At 71.2% G+C, this 542-nt stretch carries 2 protein-coding genes; both read right to left on the bottom strand.

Features of this window, described 5'->3' with window-relative positions; genetic code table 11:
* Positions 1–225, bottom strand: a 225-nt coding sequence (locus ACYVGT_RS28125; RefSeq protein ID WP_460863882.1) for a hypothetical protein, incomplete at its 3' end; no start/stop codon positions are given.
* On the bottom strand, positions 222–542 hold a 321-nt coding region (locus ACYVGT_RS28130; RefSeq protein WP_460863884.1), incomplete at its 5' end, for a hypothetical protein. The genes ACYVGT_RS28125 and ACYVGT_RS28130, both read right to left, overlap by 4 nt.

Genomic DNA, 542 nt, shown 5'->3' on the forward strand with positions numbered 1-542 from the left:
GTTGAGGATGTCGCGGCAGATCTGGATGGCGGTGGTGAGGCGGTGCAGGTAGGCCGCGGCGGTGGGGCCTTTGATGATGAGTTCGATGTCGGGGTGGACGGCCAGGGAGGCGCCGCCGATTTCGGGGCTGGGTTCGGCGTGGATGTGCTCAGGCTGGGCGTGGCAGATGACGCGGCGGATGCGGCGGGCGTCGCCGCAGTAGAGCCGGTCGTGGTGGGGGTTCATGCGGCCTGCCCGACCAGCGCGGCCAGGGCGTGGGCTTCGACGGCGCGGTGCTGGGCGTCGGTGGCGGGGTTGACGAACGGCCGCGTGCGGGAGGGCAGCACGATCAGGCCGAGCACTTCGCGCAGGAGGTCCAGGCGGGACGCGGCGAGGTGGATGTGGTCGTGGGCCCGGTGCTGGGCGGTGTACGGCGTGGGCGAGTCGGGGTCATAGCGCAGCGACCAGAACGCGCGGATGTCGGTGGAGAGCCGGCAGAAGTCGGGGTAGTCGGGCACCCAGTAAGACGGCGGGACATAGCCGCGCTTACGGGCCCCGAACCA

The organism is Nocardiopsis coralliicola, from assembly GCF_054779695.1.